Annotated in this window: 9 protein-coding genes; 6 read left to right on the forward strand and 3 right to left on the reverse strand. The window is 62.9% G+C overall.

Going from position 1 to position 17324, the window contains the following annotated elements:
* Positions 1–39 precede the first annotated feature (39 nt).
* Entirely contained in the window at positions 40–585 is a 546-nt protein-coding gene (locus JZ00_RS16455; protein WP_039592146.1) for a DUF4256 domain-containing protein, read from the forward strand.
* A 155-nt stretch (positions 586–740) separates the two neighbouring features.
* Here JZ00_RS16455 and JZ00_RS16460 read toward each other — a convergent pair whose 3' ends face one another.
* On the reverse strand, positions 741–2246 hold the full coding sequence (locus JZ00_RS16460; RefSeq protein ID WP_039592145.1) for a hypothetical protein: 1506 nt from the start codon (positions 2244–2246) through the stop codon (positions 741–743).
* Positions 2247–2349: 103 nt separating this feature from the next.
* Positions 2350–2754, reverse strand: coding sequence for a DUF488 domain-containing protein (locus JZ00_RS16465; protein WP_039592210.1), 405 nt, complete (start codon positions 2752–2754; stop codon positions 2350–2352).
* A 284-nt stretch (positions 2755–3038) separates the two neighbouring features.
* Here JZ00_RS16465 and JZ00_RS29745 point away from each other — a divergent pair, with 284 nt between their 5' ends.
* From JZ00_RS29745 to JZ00_RS16490, 5 genes are all read left to right on the forward strand, one after another.
* Positions 3039–8531, forward strand: a complete 5493-nt coding sequence (locus tag JZ00_RS29745) for a two-partner secretion domain-containing protein (RefSeq protein WP_082112102.1) — start codon at positions 3039–3041, stop codon at positions 8529–8531.
* Positions 8532–8621: 90 nt separating this feature from the next.
* The gene (locus JZ00_RS16475) at positions 8622–10286 is read left to right on the forward strand and encodes a ShlB/FhaC/HecB family hemolysin secretion/activation protein (RefSeq protein ID WP_082112099.1); all 1665 of its coding nucleotides are present in this window, start codon (positions 8622–8624) and stop codon (positions 10284–10286) included.
* Positions 10287–10643: 357 nt separating this feature from the next.
* Positions 10644–11465, forward strand: a complete 822-nt coding sequence (locus JZ00_RS16480) for a response regulator transcription factor (protein ID WP_045155113.1) — start codon at positions 10644–10646, stop codon at positions 11463–11465.
* On the forward strand, positions 11465–13852 hold the full coding sequence (locus JZ00_RS16485) for a hybrid sensor histidine kinase/response regulator (RefSeq protein WP_039592143.1): 2388 nt from the start codon (positions 11465–11467) through the stop codon (positions 13850–13852). The genes JZ00_RS16480 and JZ00_RS16485 overlap by 1 nt, the downstream gene beginning before the upstream one ends.
* Position 13853: 1 nt before the next feature.
* Positions 13854–16205 (forward strand): TonB-dependent receptor, encoded by a 2352-nt coding sequence (locus JZ00_RS16490; RefSeq protein ID WP_039592142.1) that lies wholly within the window; start codon positions 13854–13856, stop codon positions 16203–16205.
* On the opposite strand, the gene JZ00_RS16495 is transcribed toward JZ00_RS16490, so the two are convergent.
* Positions 16189–17274, reverse strand: a complete 1086-nt coding sequence (locus tag JZ00_RS16495) for a sensor domain-containing diguanylate cyclase (RefSeq protein WP_039592141.1) — start codon at positions 17272–17274, stop codon at positions 16189–16191. The two genes, JZ00_RS16490 and JZ00_RS16495, sit on opposite strands and share 17 nt — an antisense overlap.
* Positions 17275–17324: the final 50 nt, after the last annotated feature.

Raw genomic sequence — 17324 nt, forward strand, 5'->3', positions numbered from 1 at the left:
CCTTGGTAATAATTGGTGGATTGCCACGGATTCAATGACATGAAAAAACAAGAACAAGAAAACCTGCTCAAGACCTTGAGAACCCGTTTCGAACAGAACCCCAACCGCCATCCGAACATGTCCTGGATCGACGTCCAGACCCGGCTCGAAAACAGCCCCAATGCCCTTAAGTCGCTCCAGGCCATGGAAGCCACCGACGGCGAACCCGACGTGATCGGCCAGGATCCGAAAAGCGGCGCCGTCACTTTCTGCGATTGCGCCAAGGAGAGCCCGACCGGCCGCCGAAGCCTCTGCTACGACCGCGCCGCGCTGGATGCGCGCAAGGAGAACAAGCCCAAAGGCAGTGCCATGGAGATGGCCGAGGAAATGGGCATCAGCCTGTTGAGCGAAGAGCAATACCGAGCCCTGCAGACACTCGGTGAGTTCGATGCCAAGACGTCCAGTTGGTTGGCGACGCCTCCAGAACTTCGCGCGCTCGATGGGGCGATTTTTGGCGACTACCGTTATGGCCGGGTGTTTATCTACCACAATGGCGTGCAGTCGTATTACGCGGCGCGTGGCTTTCGTGGGGTGCTGCAGGTTTAAGACAACCCGTGGCGAGGGAGCTTGCTCCCGCTGGGTTGCGTAGCAGCCCCCCGGCGGTGAGGCTGGAAAATACGGGTGGCAGGTTTTGAGACTGCTGCGTAGTCGAGCGGGAGCAAGCTCCCTCGCCACGGAAGTCGCAGGCGCTGCAAGTTTCTTTACTCGAAAGCCAGAACCTCACAACCCTTGGCCTCAAGTATCTGCGCGAATTCCGGCAACCGCGCCACAAAATCCGCCTCGAACGCGAGGTACCGATCCAGCGCCGGCACATAACGAATCTCCGGCTTGATGCGCGGGATATCCTTGGTGGACAGCTTCACCACTTCATTGCTGCGTTGATTCCAGAACCACGCCAGCGTGTGCGTGCCAAAGGTGTTGGCGCGGTAGCTCCACACCCACCAATCACCCTGCCCACGGGACACATGAAGCTGCCCATGGAACGTGCGCAGCGTAATCACCTGCTTGGGTTGGGTGACCAGCAGGCGCGTGTCCTGGCGCAGTTCGCTGCCGAAGCCGTCCAGCATCGCCTTCGATTTGGCGCCGGTGATGAAATCGAAGCGCCACGCCAACAGTACCGTCTCCTGATAACCCGAGTGCTCGATGTTCGGCCGCGCGCTTTCGCTGAACAGCAAAATCTCGTCACCGCCCAAGTAAGCGGTGGATGCCCGTAGCTTATAAGCCTCGGCGGGTATCGGCTTGGCGGCGATGGCCTGTTGCGTGTCCTGGTTCCAGATCCAGCAGCGCTTGCCGTTGTGCTGCATGAACAACAATCGGCGACCGCCGACCGACAGGAGGGTCAGCTCATCCGAGTCCTCGAAAACCACCTCGCTGCTGTCCGCCGTGATCCGCCAGATCCGCGTCAGATGCTTGGGTTCGTAAATGCGCTGGCGCTCGAACATTGCCTCGTCCACGACGACGCAGGGCTCTTCGAATGCCTGCCACTCCAGCCCGGCAGGGCCGAAGTCCTCGATGGCGTCGCCCCGGCGAATCTCGTATTTGAATCGATCATCCGCGCTGTAATCGCCGTGTTTGACTTGGCGTCTCCACAGGCTGCGCTGGGCGTTGGCGTCGATTAGCCGCAGGTCCGCGCCATCCGCCTCATCGGTGCGTTGTTCGAGCATGTCCTGTTCGGCGGGCGGCCACTGGTTGTAGTCGATCAAAAAGCACAGCCAGCGATCTTCGTCCTGCTCGGTGATTGCAGCCCAACCGTTGCGGTAGTTGTATTCATGGACGTAAGTGGGGCCGGGATAATCGTGGACTTCCTGCAACCAGTTCAGCTTGCTGCGCTTGGGTTTGGCCGGTTTTTGCTCGATCACCGCGGGCTTCGGCGGCTCGATCAACATCGGCGTGAACCTCGGCTCGCCACGTGGGCTTTGCCAATGCCGGGCGAACGCCTCGCGCTGATCGGAGGGAAAGACCACCGGCCGATAATCATCGCCGCCGGCGTCCAGGTTCCACAAGTCATAACCCTGGCGCGCCAACACCGGCGCCAGCGCGTCGAAGCAGACCTCAGGCATTTCGTTGGACAGCTCATCCAGCAGCGCCTCGAACCCTGGGCCGGCAAACACACCGACGCCGGGATAGTAATGCCGCAACAGCCCGAGCAAGTCGCTGCCCGGGGTTTTCCAGTCGATGTGGACCAACGGATCGAATTGCGATTGCATTACGGTGGTCTTCCTCGTGTTTTCTCCGCACCGATCTTAGGCAAATCAATAACCCGTGGCGAGGGAGCCTGCTCCCTCGCCACGGGGCAAAGCAAAGCCCATCTCAGCGCTCCGGAAACTCATCCAGATAACACACCGGCGAGCTCCCCTCCGCGCGCTTCTCCACCTCATCCTCCAACCACTGCGCCAGAACCACCGCATTGTTCTCGACCGTCGACCTGGCCGCATACACCAGGGTAAGCGTCCCGCCCCGCGCCACGTCCACCAACTTCCACCAATGCTCCGGTCGCGCCGCCAGCTCACGCCGATAGGCTGCGCTGAACTCGGCGAACGAAACCGCCCCCGCCTTGAACGTCTTGCGCAGTTCATGGGAAGGCGCCACCTGCGGCAGCCACTCGGCTATCGCCAAGGCATCCTTGGGACGATTACGCGGCCACAGCCGGTCGACCAGCACCCGCACGCCATCCTCGGCGTTGGCTTTTTCATAGGCGCGTTTGCATTGGATCATCACGGCCGGCCTGTGGAAATTCGACCGACTCAGCATAGATCGCCCAAGACGAGGCGACCAACACCCCATCCTTCGTAAAAAAATCTTCATCCCATCCCCTCAATCAAAAGCCCTGGGCGCTCCAGCAAAGGAGCGGCGCCCGCGCGGCAGACATGATGGCGCGGAGCACTGTGGGATGTTGCGAGCCGCAATCCGCCCGGATGCGTTTTTCCATTTGATTTGTCGACAGCGAACCGCCTGGTCGTCATGGCGCGACCCGCCGTATTAAGGATGAGTGAACAGAAATGAATAGAGCTTACCGAGTCGTCTGGAATGCCGTGATGGGCGCGTGGCAGGTGGCATCCGAGTTGGTCAAGAGCCATGGCAAGGATAAAAGCCGTACCACGCTCAGCCTCGTCATTGGCGTGGGCGGCGGTGTCTTCGCCTCGGTTGCTGCGGCGGGGCCGTTGCCGTCCGGCGGCAACATCGTGGCGGGTAGCGGCAGCATCCAGCAGAGTGGCGCGGGCATGGCCATTCATCAGGGCAGCGACAAGCTCGCGATTGACTGGCAGAGCTTTTCCATCGGCAAGGGCAACACCGTCGAGTTCGTCCAGCCTGGCGCGAAATCCGTCGCCTTGAATCGCGTATTAGGCTCGGACGTGTCGGTGATCCAGGGCGCGCTGAAAGCCAACGGCCAGGTCTTCCTGGTCAACCCCAACGGCGTGCTGTTCACGCCCGGCGCGCAGGTTGATGTCGGGGGGCTGGTGGCCTCTACGCTCAACTTGTCCACGGAAGACTTTCTTGCCGGCAACTACCGTTTCAGCGGCGACAGCGCCGCATCGGTGGTCAACCAGGGCAACATCAATGCCGCGCAAGGCGGCACCATTGCCCTGATCGCGGCAAAAATCGTCAACGAAGGCACCATCACCGCGCACAAGGGCAATGTGCTGCTGGGCGCCGGCCGTGTCGTGACGCTCGACCTGGGCGGGCCGGTGCAGTTGGAAGTCAAGGAAGGCGCGTTGCAAGCGCTGATCGAAAACGGCGGTGCCATTCGTGCCGATGCCGGCAAGATCCTGCTGACCGCTCGTGCGGCGGAAACCCTGGCCAGTACGGTCATCAACAACACCGGCTTGATCGAAGCCCGTTCGCTGGATATCGGTGAGAACGGTCTGGTCACGTTGATGGGCGACCAGGGCGATGTGCACGTCGCCGGACGCATCGACGTGTCTTCCGACACCGCCAAGGGCGGCAAGATCGTCGTGACCGGCGAGCGCGTGGCCATCAAGGGCGGCGCTGAGCTCAACGCCACCGGCGCCAAGGGTGGCGGCGAGATTTATGTGGGCGGTAGCTGGCAAGGCAAGGATGCCTCGATCAAGCAGGCCAGCCAGACCACCATCGCCGCCGGTGCCGTGCTCGATGCATCGGCGACCGATAACGGCAAGGGCGGCACCGTGGTGGCCTGGTCCGATGTCAAGAAACCGGGCAGCGTGACGCGCGTGGACGGCACCCTGAAAGCCACCGGCGGCGCCAAGGGCGGCGACGGCGGCAAGGTCGAGACCAGCGGCGCGAAGCTCGCGGTGAGCAAAGCCGCCGATGCCTCGGCAAAAAACGGCAAGGGCGGCTTGTGGTTGCTCGATCCGGACAGCGTCACGGTGGCGGCGGGTGACGGCGGGTTGACCGGTGGCACCAACGGGACAGACGCCACGGTCGGCTTCAACGCGATCAACACGGCCCTGGCCGGCGGCACCGATGTCGCGATCAAGGCCGACAACACCATCCACTGGAACGGCGACTACACCCCGACGAGCATCAGTGGCGAGCGGACGCTGACCTTGCAGTCCGGGCACAACGACGTCGGAACCGGTCGCTACGTCTTTGGCAATATTTTCCTCAACGGTGACATCGACGCCAGTGGCGCGGGCAACGGCAACAGCCTGGCGTTGATCTTCAACGGCAAGATGGCGCTCAACACCGACGTCAGCCTGAAGAGCAACGGCGGCAACATCGTGTTTGCCGGCGTGGTGGATTCCGATGCAGTAGCCAACAACCGCCAACTGCGTGTCGACGCCGGTTCGGGCTCGATCATCTTCAGTGACATGGTTGGCGGCAACAGCGCGCTGGGCGCCCTGTACGCGAGCACCACTGGCGCTGGCAAAACCTTTATCAACGGTGCAAAAGTCTTCACCAGCGGCGTGCAGGTCTACAACGGTGCCGTTGAGATGGGCACCTCGCAGTTCCTGAACGCCGACTTCGAAAACGGCCTGGTCGGGTGGAAGACCTCCATCGACCAGTTCTTCACCGGCGTCACCGTGGTCGATGGCGTGGTGTCGCCTGATGATCCGACGTTGCCGACAACCTCGCCCACAGGCGGCGGTACACCGAGCGTTTCGCCTGGTGACCAGGGCGACATGGACTACAAGCCCCTCACTCCGGTCGCCGCGGCTGGCCAGGGCAAGGACGGCGGCGCTGCGCTGCTGCTGGGTACCGAGAACGATTCCAACTGCAATAACGCCCCCGCCGGCTGCATCATGCGTGGTCCTTCGGTAGTCAGCGAAGGCACGGTTTCCCTGGCGGCAGGGGAGGCGGTCAGTTTCGATTACAAACCGGTTGCCGGCGGCGATACCTACGATGTGTTCGGCTATCTGCTGAACGTCAACACCGGCGAGTACCAGATCATCCTGAACGAAACGGGGACCGGTATCGGCACGGTGGATTGGAAAAGCCATACGGCCACGGCTGACAAGGCCGGCACGTACAAATTCGTGTTCGTCTCGGGGAGTTTCGACGAGACCGCGGGCAAGCGGGTCGGCGGTTCGTTGTACGTCGATAACATCAAGACCAACACCTCGGGCAGCAAGGGCCTGCAAGGCAGTTCCATCACCTTCAACGGCAGCCTCAACAGCACCGACAACAACCTGGCCATCAAGGCCGATGACATCAATTTCAACGGCGGCGTCGGCAGCGTGACCGGCAACGGCTCGATTGCCCTTGAAACCAACACCCCGAGCAAAAACATTGCCGTGGGCGGCAGCACCGGCGATGCCCCCGGTTCGTTGGAACTGACTGGCACCGACATCAGCGCCCTGGGCGACGGGTTCACCTCCGTGAAGATCGGTGGCGCGGACATGACCGGCGACATCAGCATCATCGAAGCGACCCGCATCAACGACAACCTTATCCTCGATGCCGGTACCGGCAATATCCACATCAATGACCAGTTGACCGTGGCGGACGCACCCGGCACCGGCGACGATGACGGCAAGCCGGCCCCGGTCCTGGCGTTGCAAAGCAAGGGCGGCAAGATCGACCAGACCGCTGGCGGCGCCATTGTCGCCGATGGCCTGGTGCTGCTGGGCGACGGCGCGACTCATGACCTGGACAACGCCGCCAACGACGTCAACACCATCGCCAGCGACACCGGCACGGTCAGCTTTGCCGACGTCGATGACCTGACTGTCGGCGTGGTGACCATTCCCGACAGCCAGACCCCGGCCAACCCGCAAGGCGTGCCTGTAGCCGGCATGACCCAGACCGGTGACCTGAACCTTGTCGCCGATACGCTCACGGTCGGCCAGGCGTTGCTCACCCAAGGCAATACCAGCCTGAGCGCCGATGAAATCGACCTCGCCGCGAATGTTGCCGGTGGCGGCAGTCTCACCCTGCAGCAGAAGACCCCAGGCCTGGATATCCATGTGGGGGGCAGCGACGACCCGGAGGTGACCGGGCCTAACGATCCGTTGGTACTGTCTGACGCTGACCTGGCGAATATCCAGGATGGCTTCGACAAGGTCATCATCGGCAACGACAAGACCCGCAACATCACCGTCGACGATGAAGGCGCGACGCTCAAGGACGATCTGGCCTTGGTCGCCAACGGCGTGCTCAACTTGCTGGGCGACCTGACCCTCAAGGATCCCGAAGGCACCGACGAAGACGGCACGACCGGCAAGGGCCTGACCCTCAGCGTCGACGCGGGCAAAGGTGCGACCCAGGCAACGGGCGCGACCATTACCGCAGACGAGTTGGCCCTGCGCGGCGAAGGCGATTTCGACCTGGGCAAGGGGCATGACGTGAGCGTCATCGCCGCTGATGTAGGCAGCCTGAAATTCGCCGGCAACAACCTGACGGTCGGCGTCGTGGACGGTACCGTGGGCATTACCTCCGACGAAGCGGTCACCCTGAAAACCGACCACGACCTGACGCTGGTAAAAGGCATCACCATCGAAAATGGCCCACGGGATGACGTCGGCCAGGGGCAAACCCGCGCCGACGACATCATCACCCTGGAGGTGGCGGGTAAAACCACCCAGGCTGGCGACGCCGGGGCCAAGCTCGATGCGAGCGGCCTGGTGCTGCTGGGCGGCAACTATGCGCTGGGCAACACCGGCAACGTCATTGGTGATATCGCCAGCGACGCGGGCAAGGTCCAGTTCAACAACAGCGGGGACCTCAAGGTTGGTTCGCTGACCGCGACCCATGTTGACGGCACGCAGACCACCATCACCGGCGTGAAAAACACCGGCGACGTGAGCATCGGCACCCAAGGCAACCTGGCAATCAACGAAGCGCTGGCCACCAGTGGCAACGTGTTCCTGAATGTCGATGGCAAGACCACCCAGAACGCAAAGGGCAACATCACCGCCGATGGCCTGGCGCTCAAGGGCGGCAATTTTGACCTGCGCAACGCCAGCAACTGGGTCGGCGACATCGCCAGCCGGGCGAATGACGTCAGCTTCGTCAATCGCAGCGACGTCACCGTCGGCAGGCTGACCGAGACGGCACTGGACGGCACCCAGCTGGATCAGATCGTCGGCATCGGCAACACCGGCAAAGTCCAGGTGGTGACGACCACCGGAAACATCACCCTGGCCGAAAACGTCAGCACCACCAGCGGCGCTTCCGATGCAGTCGTGCTCAACGCCGGTCAATCCGCTTCGGCGGGCGTGGCCACGGGCGGTGACGTGAAAGCCAATGCGGGCGTGACGGTGTCCACCGGCGCGGGTGGTCGTGCGGTGATCTACACCGGCAGCCTTGCCGGCAGCACCGGCGTGGTGAATGTGGTGGGTAGCGGCAGCGGCAACTTCCGCTACAACAGCGACGAGCAGCAGAGCAATTTTGGTCGGGCGCTGGGCAACGGCGTTCATGCCGTGTATCGCGAGCAACCTACGCTGGTGGTATCCACCAACGGTGCGACCACCCAGACCAAGCCGTTCGACGGCCAGACCACGTTCAATGGCGGCGGTGTAGCCGGTTTCGACGCCAACGGCCTGTGGAACGGCGACACCAAGCAGATGCTCGGCCGGCCGGTGTATTCGATCGGGAGTCCGGAGGTGGGCACGCACCAGATCAACATCGGTGGGCTGGCCGACCTCGGTTACCTGATCGTCAGCGACCCAGCCAACGCCAACGTCACCGTGACGCAGTCGTTCGACATTGAAGCCATCCAGCAAAGCGTCGCCGATGCCACACGGGTCGGAGCGCAAGTGACTTCGCCCCACGCTCCGGAGCTCAATCCAGCCCAGCCGAAACCGACTGACTGGTCCGGCGTCGGGGTCGAGGACGGCGGCTTGTTGCTGGTGGACCAGGGCGGCACGCGTGCCAACGGCCCAGGCAATGGCGACGGCGATGCGGCTGCCCAGGCCCAGGACGCCGACAGCGATCGGGAACTGGCCGGTAACGTCTGCGCCGATGGCGGCGTATCGGGTGGAGGCGCCTGTGCGGCCTACCCGCCGCAGACCGTGTTCGTCGTGCGCGGCGGCGTGCGCTTGCCAGGTCCAGGTCTGGCCATGCGTCCCTGATCCCCACTTTTCCCTTTGAACGAGCCCCTTGGCCGCGTCCCCGGACGCGGTCACGGGCTCAGGCAACCCGCATTCTTCGAGACATATTCAATGCATAACAAATTAATGTCCTGCGCCGCTGGTCTGGCGTTGTTGTCCACTTCCCCGGCCTGGGCGGCGACCCTGCCGGCGCGCCCGATCCCCGATGCCGGCCGTATCCTGCAGGAGCTGCCGGTTCCCCAGCAGGAACTGCCGCAAAGCATTCGCCTGGATGTAGAAGCACCGCAACCGGCGCAGGAAAAAGTCGGCGGCGCCAAGGTCCAACTCAACGCCGTCCATTTCACCAACAACACCCGTATCGACGAGGCCAGCCTGCAACGTGTCGTCGCGCCGGCCATCGGTAAGGCCCACGACCTCGACGAGCTGCGGGAAGTCGCCCGGCAGGTCACGCTTTACTACCGTGAGCACGGCTACCCGTTTGCGCGTGCCTACCTGCCGGCCCAGCGCATGGCCAAAGGCGAGCTGACCATCGCGGTGATCGAAGGGCGTTATGGCAAAGTCACCGCCGTCAACGACGATGCGAAACTGGCCGCACAGGCGCAGCCGTTCCTGGACGACTTGAAGCCGGGCGAGGTGATCGAGCGGGATCGCCTGGAGCGCAGCATCCTGGTGCTCTCCGACCTGCCCGGCGTGGCGGTTCGTCCGGTCATCCGCCCGGGTGACGAACTCGGTACGGGCGACCTCAACGCCCAGGTGAGCAAAACCAAGGCCTTCGAAGGCAAGGCCACGCTGGACAACCACGGCAACCGTTACTCGGGGCGCAACCGCCTGACGGTGCAAGGTGACTGGAACAGCCCGATGATGCTGGGCGACAAGCTCAGCGCCGCCGTGATGGCCACCGATGAAGAACTGTATTTCGGCAGCCTCGGCTACTCGATGCCGTTGGGCACGTCCGGCCTGCGTGGCAACGTCGGTTATGCCCAGAGCGCTTATGACCTGGGCGAGGAATTCGCCGACCTGGGGGCCACCGGTACCGCCGAGGTCAGCAGCATCGGCTTGAGTTATCCGCTCATTCGCAGCAACCAGGCGAACCTCATGCTGGCCGGCCAGTACCAGCACAAAGAGCTCGAGGACAAATACGAAGTGCTGGGCCTGAGCTTTGAGAAAAGCAGCAACTCGCTGCCCATCAGTTTGCAGTTCGACGTCAGGGACACCTTGCTCGGCGGCGGCATCACCTACGGCGGCGCGACGCTGACCTACGGTGACCTGAAACTCGATTCGGCCCTGCGCGAAGGCGACCGTCAGACGGCCCAGACCGAAGGCCAATTCAGCAAAGTCAACGTCGACCTCGCCCGCCTGCAAGCGCTGCCTGCCAACTTCACGTTGTTCGCCCGTTTCCTCGGCCAATGGAGCCAGGACAACCTCGACTCGTCCGAAGATTTCAGCCTCGGCGGCGTCGATGGCGTGCGGGCTTATCCACAGAGCGAAGCGTCAGGCGACGAAGGCATGCTGACGCAGATCGAACTTCGCTACCCGATCGACAAGCTGACGCCTTACCTGTTCTGGGACGCCGGCAAAGTGCGCATCAACCACAACGAATGGGCCGACGAGGAAAACACCCGCAGCCTCTCCGGCGGCGGTGTGGGTTTGCGCGCTCAATACGGCCAGGTTTCGTTCGACGCAACGGTCGCGTGGCGTCACTCCGGCGGTGAAGCGCAGAGCGACACGCGTCAGGAGAATCCGCAGTTACTGGCTCAGATTGGCTACCAGTTCTAACTGGCTGCTGCTCATTTAAAGAACTCAACAAACCCGTGGCGGTTCGGCACAGTTAGTCGAGTACATCTCCTTTGTGGCGAGGGGGCAAGCTCCCTCGCCACGGTCGAGTGATCCGCTCGGTCCCTCTCGCCTTGGCTGACGTCCAGACGCCGTCACCTCTTGTTTAATACTCCTCATCCCCCGCCAACAATGTCCCGCCCCGAACGGGGACGACCGTTTATCGCCCATTAAAAATTTGATAGCTTCAGTTCTCGCCTTACCTGCCGTTATATCGACTTGTTGCCGGCCCGATACGTGTTTCCTCGCCTGGCAATTTCGCGACAGTGACCTGGCTAAACACAACAAGAGACCTGGCGAATGGACAACGGACGACATGAAAGGCAGGCAGCGGCGGCGTCCGAGTCGCTGCCGCATATTCTGCTGATCGACGATGTCCCCGAGGACATCCGCGCCACGCTCATCCTGTTGAAGACCCAGCCCTGGCGCATTTCCCTGGCCAGCGACGCCTACCAGGGCTATCAACGGGCACTCGCCCTGCGCCCGGACCTGATCGTCCTGGATGTGCACATGCCGCAAATGGACGGCTTCAGCCTGTGCCGGCTGTTACGCGAAGCTCCGGCCACCCGGCATGTCCCGATCCTGTTTCTCTCTTCTGCCAATACATCGTTGGAGCGCTTGGAAGGGCTGACCGTTGGCGCGGTGGACTACATCCCCAAATCCTGCGCCCCGGAAGAAGTGCTCGCACGCATCAAGATTCACCTGCAATTGACCTGGCGCGCGCCACCGGCCGTCCATGAAAGCCAGGCCGACCCGGAGCCGCAAGGCGATGAAATCGTCCTGCGCGCGGCGATGCGCCTGATTGAAAACCAGCTGGACGACATGCCGCCCCTGGCCAGCCTCGCGCAAAAGGTCGGCACCCATGAAAAACGCCTCACCGCGATTTTTCGCGAACACCTGGGAATGACCGTGTTCGCCTACATTCGCGATGCGCGATTGCGACGCGGCCAGGATCTGCTCTGCGAAAGCGCCATGAGCGTGCAGGACGTCGCCGAACTGGTGGGTTTTCGCAACGCCTGCAATTTCACCACTGCCTTCCGCCAGCGAATCGGCATGACGCCCAGCCAGTTTCGCCAGCAGACCCTGGGCCTCGTTGAAACCGAGTCGGCCGGGCGCGCCTGATGCGGCTCCTACAGTTTCTACTGCTGACGATAACGTTGTTATCCACAGGCCTGACGCATGCGGCGCCTGTGGATATCTGCCGCGCCGACCATCTGAACCTGATGCCCGTGGCGCAGATTTTCGAGGACACCCAGGCACGCCTGAGCCTGGAACACGTCGCTCAACTGCCTGATACGCAATTTCACGCCGCAACCCCAAGCTGGCCGACGCAGGGTTACAGCCGCTCGGCATTCTGGTTGAAATTACAACTGACTAACTCAAGCGCTGCGGTGTGTTCGCGCCTGTTGGTGGTCGGGGCACCGCGCCTGGAAGACATTCGCGTCTACCAACCGGGGCATGAGGCCCACGGCGGCGGCGCCTATCCCCTGGCCGAATGGCCCCAGCCAGCGGCGCGTCAGCCGGCGTTCCCGGTGTCGTTGGCGGCGGGGGAGAGCGCCACGGTGTTAGTCCGAGTGGCGAGCAATTTCCAGATGCTGCTGGAACCGGAACTGTGGTCCGAACCGGCGCTGCTGCGCAGCCAGCAACAGACGTACCTGAGCGACGGGCTCAGCCTCGGCATTGTCCTGCTGGTGGTGCCGTTCGGTTTTATCGTCGGCTGGATCCTCCGCTCTCGACTGCTCACCGTGAACGCCGGCGCGGTCCTGAGCTACATCCTGCTGACCTGCATCCTCAACGGCTACTTGATGTACTGGCCCAGCGCGCTGGGCTGGACGCGCGAGCTGCTGACTTGCGCCAGCGCTTTCTCGTTCGTGCTGTTCCTGGCCTACTTCCGGGTGCTGTTGCAGGTTGCCCGTTTGCCCAAAATCATTGGCTGGAGCTACTGGATGCCGCTGTTGGGCTGCATCCTCGGCCGACTCTGGTGGCTGAAGATCGATGCGGTCCAGGGCGCGCAAATCGTCCAGATGTCCCTGTTCAGTTTTTACGGCGTCCTGCTTACCACGCTGTTCATGGCCTGGCGCGCACGCCTGAGCTACAGCTGGATGGCCTGGCTGGTGCCGGCGCTACTGCTCGGGCAATTGCTGATGCGGATTTTCTTCCCGCAAGAACAACTGCCCTGGCAATCGCCGGAAAACAAATACAGCCTCTCGTCCACCCTGGCGGGCGTGGTATTGCTGGTGTGCACCTTGATCATGGAAGTCGCCCGCAGCCGCAACCGTGAAAAACACGCCCTGTCCACCCTCGACCAACAACGCCAGGCCGAGCACGAACGCCTGGAAAGCACCGTGGCGCTGCGCACCTCGCAGTTGCGTGAATCCCTGGAGGCGCGCAGTGCGTTGATGGCGCGGATCAGCCACGACCTGCGCTCGCCGCTGGTGCGCATCATCGACTATGCGCGCCTGCTGCATGCCGGGCCCAACCGCGACTATCAGGTCACCATCGAGCGCAACGCCCGCCAGCAACTGGAACTGATCGACGAGATGCTTGAATTTTCCCGTGGCGAGCTGGAGCAGATGCAACTGACCATCGCGCCGGGTTATCTGTACGGCTTTCTACAGGAGGTCGCCGACGAGGCCGGCTTCCTTGCCGCGCGCCAGGGCAACAGCTTCAACGCGGCACTGGCGCAAGATCTGCCGCCCTTGGTGGAGGCTGACTTCAAACGGCTTCGGCAGGTGCTCATGAACTTGTTGGCGAACGCGGCGAAATTCACCCGCGACGGTCAGATCCGTTTTGAAGTGAGCTGTTCTCCGGGAACCACCGCAGACACCGTGGAGCTGCGTTTCAGCGTGATCGACACCGGCATTGGCATCGAACCACACGAATTCGAACAACTGCTGCAACCGTTCCGCCGTGGCCGCAACGCGCAGCGCTACGAAGGCAGCGGGCTGGGCCTGTCCATCGTCACGCAGTTGCTGGAACGCATGGAAAGCCGCCTCGAACCCCAGGCCACGGGGCAGGGCAGCCACTTCAGTTTCCGCCTGCAACTCAAATGCGCCCAAGAACACGACTTTGAAAACGGCATCGTCGACAACAACATCACACCGTTCGACGGCCAGGGTCAGCACATCCTGCTGGTAGACGACGTCGAGCAAAACAGCGAATGGCTCTACGACCTGCTGGCCGGCTACGGTTTCGACGTCAGCATCGCGGCGAACGGCGAAGACGCGTTGGCCTGCCTGGCGGATCAATCGATCGACCTGCTGATCAGCGACCAGATGATGCCCGGCATGGACGGTTGGGAACTGCTGCGACAGGTGCGCGGCCGTGGGCACGATCTGCCCGTGATGCTTTATTCAGCGATCCCGCCACGCAGGCCGGAAGGTTTCCCAGAAAACCTGGCCTTCGACGCGGCACTGCTCAAGCCCGCCGACAGCCGCGAATTGCTGGCGCGGATCAAGACACTGGTTTGCCCGGACACGGTGCATCGCGAAATGGCTCGGGAGTTCTAGCATGCCGGGTCTGGGTTATCGCCTGCTGTTGCTCGGCAGCCTGTCGATGGTGCCTTGGGCGCCGGCCCATGCCGAACATGACTCACCCAGCGCCCTCACGCTCGACGAAACCACCGTCACCGCTCGCCGCCGCGAGGAAGACCCGCAAGACGTGCCGATCCCGATCAACGTCCTCTACGGCGACCAACTGGACGAAGCCGGCCTGCATCGACTGCAAGACATCCAACAACGCGTGCCGGGCCTGGTGGTTTCCGGCCATGACGCCCGTTACGCCGGCTTCGGCCTGCGCGGCTTCGGCGCGACGGCCTATAACGATGGCCTGGAAGGCAGCGTCGGCACTTACGTCGACGGCGTTTACCAGGCCCGCCAGGGCATGGCCTTCACCGAGTTGATGGACATCGAACGCATCGAAGTCCTGCGCGGGCCGCAAGGCACCCTGTTCGGCAAGAACACCACAGCGGGCGCGCTGAATATCATCACCAAGCAACCGACGTTCCAGCCCGAAGCCAACCTCGAAGCCAGCTATGGCGAGCGTGGCCTGCGAGAATATCGCGGAACGATATCCGGGCCGCTACAAGACGATGTGCTCGCTGGCCGACTCAACGTGTTCGACAGTTCCAGCGAAGGCTCCGTGGAAAACCTGCAAGACGGCAGCCGCCTCGGCGACGCCGACAGCCAAGGCCTGCGCGGCCAACTCCTGTGGACGCCGAACACTGATTTCAGCGCCCGCCTGATCGCCGACTACGCCGAGCAAAACGAAGCTGGCAACGTGCTGCTGGTCAATCACTACAGCGAGCAAACCCGCAAGCGCGCCCGATTTGTCGGCTATCCGCTGGCGCAGCCCGACCCTTACCAACGGGAGAACCGCATCGACGCGCCGGGGCGTCCACGAACCCTGCAAAACGGTGTGTCATTGGAATTGAATTGGGACTTGGACGAGGCCATGCGCTTCACCAGCATCACCGCCTACCGCGACTGGGACTACCGCGCCAGCCGCGACGGCGACAGCACCGCGCTCTCGGTGGCCCAATCCGAAGCCGAGCTCGGCCATCGGCAGTTCAGCCAGGAATGGCGCCTGTCCGGCACGGCCGGCTCGTCCGTCGATTACGTCACCGGGCTCTATTACCTGCGCCAGCAGCTCGACCGGCAGATCGACGCCGAATTCGGCCCGGATGCCGCGCCCTGGTTCGTCGGCGACCAAGTGGAGGCACTGCGAAAACTCTACGGCATCACCTTCACCGATCCGAGGCAGGTGCCTTCAGTGCTCCTCGATGGCGCCCGGCAGCGCTACGACGGCGAACAGAAGGGCGATAGCCGCGCCATTTTCGGCCAACTTTCCTGGCGCCCAATCGACCCACTGGAACTCACCGGCGGCCTGCGCTACAGCCAGGAGCGCAAGGACGGCTGGATCTCCCGCGACGTCAGCAACCTCGCCCCGCTGACGGGTTTGCCCCCGGTGTTCCAGGCCGGTGGGCAACTGCTGCGCGACATCGCCCTCGGCGGTGCTTATTACCGCGAAGACTCGATCAAAGAAGACAACGTCTCCGGCCTGCTCAGCGCCAGCTACCGCTTCACCGACGCGGTGATGGGCTACCTCAGTTGGTCGCGGGGCTACAAGGCCGGTGGCATCAATTTCGACGTGATCGGCCCGTTCACCGCGCCCACCTTCGAGCCCGAGCGGGCCACGTCTTTGGAAGTCGGTATGAAAACGCGGTTCTGGGATCAGCGCGCCTTGCTCAACCTCGCCGTCTACCAGACCGACGTCGATGACTACCAAGCGCTCACCTACAGCCCGCCCACCTCGCTGTTTGCACCACCGCTGCGCGACAATCTGATCAACGTCGGCAAAGTCCGCCTGCGCGGCATCGAACTCGATTCCGCCTGGCAACTCACCTCCCGACTCACCGGCCGCCTGGGCGTGGCCTGGAGCGATGCACGCTACCGCAGCTTCCCCAACGCACCGTGCCCGCCGGCCTCGGGCCAATGGACCTGCGACCTCAGCGGCGAGCGCCTCTACAACGCGCCGGAATGGAACCTCAGCAGCGGCCTCGACCACACCCACCCGCTGCCCTACGGCCTGGAAGCCTTCAGCGGCATCGACTACAGCTTTCGCACTGGCTACTACGGCACCCTCGAAGGCGGCGAAGGCAGCTATCAACCCAGCTACGGCCTCACCAACCTGCGCCTGGGCCTGCGCAGCCAGGACCGCGCCTGGGAAGTGGAGGGCTGGGTGCGCAACGTCTTCGATAGAAACTACATCACTGCCGTCTACTCACTGCTCGGCGCCGGCGACTACGGCGTCATGACCGGCAGCGAACGCACCATCGGCACCACCGTCAGGCTTCGCTATTGAGCGAAATAAACCTCGTCGGACAAAACGCCAAGCGATTGCCACCGGCCTTCTTCGACAGATACATCGCCTGATCCGCCTTACTGATCAGCCCATCAATCTCCTGCCCATGCTCAGGAAAAAACGCCACCCCGATACTCGCCGCAATCTCCACCGTTTGCGCGCCAATCACAATCGGCGCATTCGCCGCCGCCAGCATCCGCTTGAGCAACGGCTCGCTGTCCGCTTCGGCGTGCAAGCCCACCAACCCCGCGACAAACTCGTCACCTCCGAGCCGCGCCAATGTATCGCCCTCCCGCAACGTCGCATTGATCCGCGCCGCGACAATCTGCAACACCCGATCCCCCCAGTCATGCCCATAACTGTCGTTCAGCGCCTTGAACCCATCCAGATCGACAAACGCAATCGCCACCTTCTGCTGATGAATCCGCGCCTTGCCCAAGGCCTGGCGCATCCGCTCGGCCAACAACAACCGATTCGGCAACTGCGTGAGCGCGTCATACCGGGCATCCCGCTCCAGCAGCTGCAAACGCTGCTTCATCTGCGTCATATCGCCGAGCAGCGCCACGTAGTGCTGCACATTGCCGTGACGATCATGCACGGCACTGACGCTGATCCGCGACGTCATTTCACGGCCGTCCTTGTGGTTGCTTTGGATCTCCCCGGACCAATGGCCGTGGAAGTCCAAGGCGTTTTTCATCGGTGCGTAAAAAGAGGTGAGGCGACGGACCATGCGGTGGGAGTTCAATTCGCGGCCTTGCAGCTCGTCCTGGCCGTAGCCGGTGAGCCGCGTGAAGGCCTCGTTCACGGCGATGACCCGGCCGAATGGGTCGACCAGAATGATGCCTTCGCGGGCGTGGCTGAATACGGTGGTCGCCAGCTCTGGGCAGAGGGTGTTGATGCGATTGTCCAGTGTGGCTTCGTCACGGGTGGCGGGCCATGTGTTGGAGTCGAAGCCTTGCTGGGCCAGGTACGCGGCGAGGGAGGAGAGGGATTTGTGCAGGCGGGTCAGGGCATTCGTGGCGAGCCTGGAGTTGAGGCAGTAGCTGCGAATGAAGGTGCGTAGGTTCATGGGAGGTACGTGGTGCTCGGTTGTAGCGCTTGGGGTGGGTGGAGCGGGGG

Origin of the sequence: Pseudomonas frederiksbergensis, assembly GCF_000802155.2 — a bacterium.
In the GTDB taxonomy this organism is placed as follows: Bacteria; Pseudomonadota; Gammaproteobacteria; order Pseudomonadales; family Pseudomonadaceae; genus Aquipseudomonas; species Aquipseudomonas frederiksbergensis_A.